Origin of the sequence: Methylobacter sp. BBA5.1 (genome assembly GCF_000746145.1) — a bacterium.
Classification (GTDB): Bacteria; Pseudomonadota; Gammaproteobacteria; order Methylococcales; family Methylomonadaceae; genus Methylobacter; species Methylobacter marinus.
The window spans coordinates 1-6,191 of the sequence record NZ_JQKS01000068.1; the positions used below are offsets into that span (position 1 = coordinate 1).

The window sequence follows — 6,191 nt, forward strand, 5'->3', positions numbered from 1 at the left end:
TTATGCAAAGCTTTGCATAAGTGCCATTATGTGAAGTTTCCTTTTATGTACAGCGATGTTGTCGCGAGCGAGATACGATCAGGCTTGGAAGTGTCTATCTCGCTCGCGAGCTTCACATAATTACAGCGATTTCAAGAACTGAAGCAAAGAGTCCGGGGCAGTATAGCGAAGCGGTTTCATGCCGGGTTCCTGAAGTTTGGCAAGTGCTTGATCCTTCATGGCCAAATCGGCTCCGACATACTGGTATGTCGTTTTCGGGCTTTCGTGACCCAACCACAGAGCGATCACACTGATGTCGACACCGGAATGCAATAGATGCATCGCTGTTGAATGTCGAATGCAGTGTGGCGAAACATGACGCCCCAATAAGCTGTTGACGGTTTTGGAGGCCTTGATTACCGCCAAGCTAAGACGCTGAGTGACATTGTTTCGGGTCATCGCTTGACCCTCGCGATTGGGCAGTAACGCGGAGTCATTTCCCATCGTTGGATTCAAGCGCAACCATGCCCGGATTGCCTTCACTGTCGATTTCCATAACGGCACCGCCCGTTGCTTTCGGCCTTTGCCATGCAAGTGGACACAAGCCGCGCCGTCCAACACGACATCTACTACCTTGACGTGGATGATTTCCGATACGCGCGCGCCGGTGTTGTAAAGTAACTCCAGCAATAAATGGTCACGGCGACTGATCCACGTGATGCCGGGATCACCGATGATGGCGAGCATTTCTTCCCGCGAGAGGAATTCAGGTAAAGGTAGCTCGAAGCGTTTCATCGGTATGGCCAAAGCCTGTTCAATGGTTTGCAACGCTGATAGATCGTGGTGTGAGACGAACTTTAGAAAGGCGCGTAATGCTGCTAATCGGATATTGCGGCTGCGTACGCTGTTGTGTCGCTCCCGTTCCAAATGATCCAAAAAAGCCAGTATCAACGCTGGCGTGATGTCGGACAGATGCATTGCCGCTGGCCATCTGCCGAGATATCGGTGGGCGAACGTCAAGAATAGCGTGAACGCATCACGGTAGCCTGCAACGGTTTGTGGACTCAATGCCCGTTGCTCGACGAGGTAATCGGTGAAAAAGGCTTGGACGAGTGCGGGAAACGACATGGACGGTTCAGCGCTGGCGATTCTAGTCGGCATAGTCCACCTCCTCGGGCTGTGCAAACTGCTCGAATTTGCCTGCCGCCACGTCCATCAGTTCCGGCACGGCCGTCAAATACCAATAGGTGTGCGATATCTTGGCATGGCCCATATAGGTGGATAGTGCCAGCATCGCCTGATCAATATCCGTACCCTGTGCTTGCCAAAGCAGTACGCGACGCACCGCGAAGGTATGGCGCAGATCGTGAACCCGAGGCGCATCATGAGCGCCGCGGTTGATCCAACCGAGTTGCTTGCGTAGCGTGGTAAAGACGCGATCGACTTGGCGTGAACTCAGTGGTTTACCCAGCCGTTGGCCGCGCGTCCCGACAAAGAAGGGCAAATCAGCGTATTCCTGAACCCGCTGGCGGCGAAGTGTTCGGTAGCATAACAAGGCAGCTGTCACGCTGGGATGTAACGGCAACTGGCGCGACTTGTTAAACTTGGTTTGCCGGACGGTTAACAAGCCTTGCGCCAAGTCCACGTCGGTATCTAAAAGATGAACGGCCTCGGATACGCGCAGGCCAGTCGAAGCCAGCAGTCCGAACAGCGTTTCATAGGTGGCCGCGCGCAGGTTTCCATCAGTGCCCAGTTGGCGTGCGGCGGCGAGTAAATCAATGATCTCTTGTTCCCGATAGATATGCGGCATTTGCCACCCCGGAAGCGAACCAAAAACCGATTCGTCAGGCATGGCGGTTGCCGGTTCAAATTGCCGTAAATAACGGATAAAGGGGCGCAATAACTTGAACCGCCTTGCCCATGTCTCGGGGTTATGACGGCCTTGTTTATCGAGCCGCGCCCAGTCGCTCATGATATCCAAGGTCAACGGCCCGGCCCAATCCAGACTATCCACGTAACGGGCAAAATCCATCAAGGGTAGTTCTGGATACTTCAACTGAAATCCCAGGCGCCGCCGCTCGGCCAGATAATCCTGAACGCGTGCTTGCAATGTGATCGGCGTGTTCATGCTGCACTCCCGGGCCAAGGTAATGCAACGGCAGACAGTTTTCGGCTGTCGAGTTTGGCATAGATCAGCGACGTGTCGAGAGAGCGATGGCGAAGAATATCCGCAACCTCCTTCAGCGAGTCCCCTTGCTCTAACAAACGGCGAGCAAGGGTATGCCGGAGGGCGTGGGTTCTACCATGATCGAGTCCAATACGGCGATACGCATCGCGAATGAGACGGTGAACCGCATAGGCACTAATCGGGACATCGTGTGGCGCAAGACGCCGTACAAAAACCGCCGGATTGATCGTCCGTGGCCGCTCGTAGCGCAGATAGTCAGCAATCGCCTGGCCGGTAGAGATCGGTAGTGGCAGAATGTCCACGCGGCGCGACTTGGTACTTCGGAGTGTGACCGTGCCGGCTTGCCAGTCAATGTCGGCCAATGCAAGCTTGGCAATTTCGCCGGCACGCATTCCCAGGTCTAAAGCACAGCGAACCATCGCATAACCGCGTCGACATGAGGGAAGCTCAGGCTGGAATGCATTGAGCAGGCGATTGACTTCATCGTCGGTCAGCGCCTTCGGTAATGTGGCCAAATTCCAATGGGCAGGTAATACGATAGCACCACTGAGTGCGTGAACATCATCGCCACCCGCGCCGCGATAACGAAAGTAAGCACGTAAAGCAGAAGCAAGCGAGTTGGCTTTTGCCGACGTAGCGCGAGGTGTTAACTGCTCGGCAATAAAATGCCGGATATCGTCAGGTTGCAAGACAGTGAAAACAATCTCAGCGCAACCAAAGCAAGCTTGCAGAAAATTCAGCACAATACGCCGATAATTTCGCCGCGTCTCACTGGCCAAGCCTCGGACGTCTCTCAGGTAATCGTCGAAGCGCTCAACTTCGACATAGACTGGTTCGACGGGTCTTGGCAAAGACGCAATGACACCGCGATCACGCAGAATGCGCAAAAAATGACCGCAAGCCGCGCTAAGATCGGTACGCGTTTGAAAAATAGGTCGCGGGCAGTCGCAGTTTGGCAAATGTTCATCAAGGAATTGGGTCACTAACGCTTCATCGAGTTCCTCGATGCGAAAGTGATTTCGGCCCATCCATAACCCCAGATGCGCGAGACCGGCCAGATGATGTTCGGAGGTTTCATCCGCGTAACGGCATTCGGTCAGATAATCCAGATAAATCAATACGTAGGTGTGGCGGCCTGCAAATATAAACCGCAGGACCTGCAAACAGCCATTTTTTCGGCCCGGATTAACTGCCAATAGCCGATCCCTTCGACCCGAATTAAATGAGAATAGACCGGCATTATTTGCCAACAGCCTGCAAACATCGCTCAGGGCCCACATTGTGTGCCAATAAGAAATCAGAGAGGAATCCCAATCGCCAACAGGCTGTTCTGCAATTCCTGTGTCCGGGCCGGAGTCAGGTTGCCCTGCAAGAATGAGCGTATTTCAGCGGGTTTGGTATCGAGCAGTTCAGCCAGGGCCTTGGTATTGTAGCCATGCCGGGTTAAGCGCGGCCCTAACGCGTTGATGTCTTTGGCCAAGATGGCATCGATGATTTCTGTTTCCACCGGCTTTTGCCCTATGCGGTAGGCTTCTTCGAAAGCCAATCTCAGGTGCTGTTCAATTTGCAGGGGCGTCGTTAACCGCTCTGCCAGCTGCGCCAAGGCTTCATCGGTAAAAACATCGCTGCGTTTAACGCCTTTTTTCAAGCATTTTTCCAGCAACCAGTTGATATAGGCAATTTTTTGGCCTTGTATGCCTTCAAGACTGAAGATCGTCGTCCGTGAACCAATTTCTTCCATGGCCGGCCGGCGCAATTCATTCTTTAATTTGGGGTGTCCAGCCAGGACAATGGAGAGCATGCCTTCGCCGTCCTGCACGACCTCAATGAGGCGCTTGAGCCCAATCAGTGTTTTACTGTCGAGGTCATGGGCTTCATCGACAAATAAAGCAATCGGTTTTTGGCGTTTTCTAATCAGCGTTTGCAGCATGCGTTCACGCTTTTCGGGTTGCGTGGGGATTTTAAAATCCTTTTCCGTGGCCAGATCGTAAAACAAGGCCATCATCAAGGTGCCCAGATTGACTCGCCCTTTTTCTATCGACAGTGCTTTTGACACCAAAACCTCTTTTTCTTTGGTGAGTTCCTGCCTGATCGCCTTTAAGGTGGTCGTTTTACCGCACCCGACAATGCCCGATAAGGCGATCATCCGGCCTTGTTTGACCTGGGCTTTGAGTTCTTTAGCAATTTGCTGATGGTGCTCCGTTTCAAAATAACCGGCACCTTGACAGTCCTGAGCGAGACCGTAATAGTCCATGACATCGCTTAACATGTGGCTTTCCTTTTTAATGACGAATAAAAAAAGCGTGTATTTGTTCGAAAATCAGACGCTTGTTGAGGGTCTCGGCGACAACTTGATTAATGTAATCCAGTTGCTCCTGGTTCAGTTTTGCCAAGGGCATGCCCAGTTCGGCGGCAATCGCTTGTTTTGCCGCCACCCGATCAGGGAACATGAATTCCCTGAACGGATCGGGATCATTAAATGCGGTTCCGGGTATTTCCGGGTCCGGCGCAAAAGCCGCCAATGTGCCGGCGTTAAGGTTCTGATCCAGCGCCGCACGGGACAATTTCAGCTCGCTCGCTAACGCTTCAATGCGCTCAGCCCGCTTTTGCTGTTTGGTTTTTTTGAACGACCGGTAACGCCCCAGGGGGATGGGGCCGTTGACGGACGCATAAGGCCCATAGCGCTTGTCGCCGAATTCAACATACAGCTCGCTGTCAAACAACCCCCACCACAACACGACGGTTTCCCCGGCCAGGTCTGGATCGACCTCATAGGAAATACCGTCAATACTGACCCGCGCATCGCCGCCCACCTTGCGGCGTTCCGGTTCCCGGGCAAACGTACAGAACCGGTCCCAGGAGCACATTGCGCGAATGCCGGTGGCAGGCAGATGCTGTTGCCAGTCTTCCATCCGGGAATGGGCTTCAGACCGATGCTGCATATTGTTGTAGCGAATCAGGAAATTAAACAGCCATTCGTTGGCTTCGGCTTCATTTTGCGGTTCATGGAAATGATAAAGGGTCTCATGCATTTCTTTGACGGTCCGGAACGGCCTTTCGACTTTGCCTTTCGCCCGGGCGGTCACGCGGGTGCCATCGCTGCCTTTCGGCATATGGACGATAACCTCAATTCCCAGGTAGGTCATGACTTGCTGAAAAATCCGGCTTCGGGTGATCGGGCCACTATCGCAATAAAGCTTGGACGGAATCCCCTGGAAGGCGAATTGGGCGTCCTGCTTCGGCGACATCGCCGCAAACAGGAACCGCAACGCCGCTTCCACATCTTCGCCGTAGACACAGTGGTATTCCTGATAGGCGGCGCCGCTTCGGTCATCGACCACACTGTAAAGCATCAAGGTGGGCGCTGCCCGGTCCTGATCCACCCATAGCGGTTGTTTGACCTGTTTAAGGTCCGAGGGACTGAGATCGAACTGCCAGCAGTCATTGCTTTGCTCGGCCTGGAAACGCACCGCTGGCGGCTGACGAACCAGGTAATTGCGGTCATACCCCCATTGTTTCAGATAATGGTTGACGGTGGTTTTCTTCAGTTGTCCGGGCCCGGCTTTGACAAAACCCTGGGGCGTATCGAGGCCGAATTCCTCCAGCAGGCGAATGCATCCCGAGGTCGAGAGATGCCGGCCCTTTTGGTTGGATGTCCGGATTTTCATGGCGGCAATGATTTCGCAATACGCGGCCATTTCGTCTGCCGGCAGGACTCTCGGCTGCCCACGGTCAGACCGCCGTAACGGTTTGGGCCGGTTATGGTCATTCAGGGCACGGTATAAGGTGGTTTCCGAGACGCCATACAGTTTTGCGGTTTCCTGCATGATGGCTCGGCGTTCCTTGCTGCGGGCCGGAAAGACGCTGAGACGGTGGCGTAAACTGATCAGCGCTTCCGAGAAAATGCGTCTGCCGCCCATGCCCTTTCACTAGTACTACAGTTGTAGATTATTTTTCTCCCTGCGTCGTCGGTAATGGCAGGCACGGGCAACGGCTTGATGGCGTCTTCGCCATAGCGACCAGT

The 6,191-nt window shown here is 53.7% G+C and carries 5 protein-coding genes; all 5 read right to left on the reverse strand.

Going from position 1 to position 6,191, the window contains the following annotated elements; genetic code table 11:
• Positions 1-120: 120 nt before the first annotated feature.
• Positions 121-1,140, reverse strand: coding sequence for a tyrosine-type recombinase/integrase (locus EK22_RS21540; protein ID WP_152565184.1), 1,020 nt, complete (start codon positions 1,138-1,140; stop codon positions 121-123).
• The gene (locus EK22_RS21545) at positions 1,130-2,107 is read right to left on the reverse strand and encodes a tyrosine-type recombinase/integrase (protein WP_036254330.1); all 978 of its coding nucleotides are present in this window, start codon (positions 2,105-2,107) and stop codon (positions 1,130-1,132) included. Before EK22_RS21545 ends, EK22_RS21540 begins: the two co-directional genes overlap by 11 nt.
• Positions 2,104-3,363, reverse strand: a complete 1,260-nt coding sequence (locus EK22_RS21550) for a site-specific integrase (RefSeq protein ID WP_036254339.1) — start codon at positions 3,361-3,363, stop codon at positions 2,104-2,106. The genes EK22_RS21545 and EK22_RS21550 overlap by 4 nt, the downstream gene beginning before the upstream one ends.
• A gap of 101 nt (positions 3,364-3,464) precedes the next feature.
• The gene (locus EK22_RS21555; RefSeq protein ID WP_036254332.1) at positions 3,465-4,436 is read right to left on the reverse strand and encodes an ExeA family protein; all 972 of its coding nucleotides are present in this window, start codon (positions 4,434-4,436) and stop codon (positions 3,465-3,467) included.
• Between the two features lie 13 nt (positions 4,437-4,449).
• Positions 4,450-6,087 (reverse strand): IS481 family transposase, encoded by a 1,638-nt coding sequence (locus EK22_RS21560; RefSeq protein WP_036254333.1) that lies wholly within the window; start codon positions 6,085-6,087, stop codon positions 4,450-4,452.
• Between the last annotated feature and the right edge of the window lie 104 nt (positions 6,088-6,191).

Bases quoted from the DNA above. Each gene is read 5' to 3' on its own strand.
- EK22_RS21540 (WP_152565184.1), bottom strand. From the start codon at position 1,140: ATGCCGACTAGAATCGCCAGCGCTGAACCGTCCATGTCGTTTCCCGCA.
- EK22_RS21545 (WP_036254330.1), bottom strand. From the start codon at position 2,107: ATGAACACGCCGATCACATTGCAAGCACGCGTTCAGGATTATCTGGCC.
- EK22_RS21555 (WP_036254332.1), bottom strand. From the start codon at position 4,436: ATGTTAAGCGATGTCATGGACTATTACGGTCTCGCTCAGGACTGTCAA.
- EK22_RS21560 (WP_036254333.1), bottom strand. From the start codon at position 6,087: ATGGGCGGCAGACGCATTTTCTCGGAAGCGCTGATCAGTTTACGCCAC.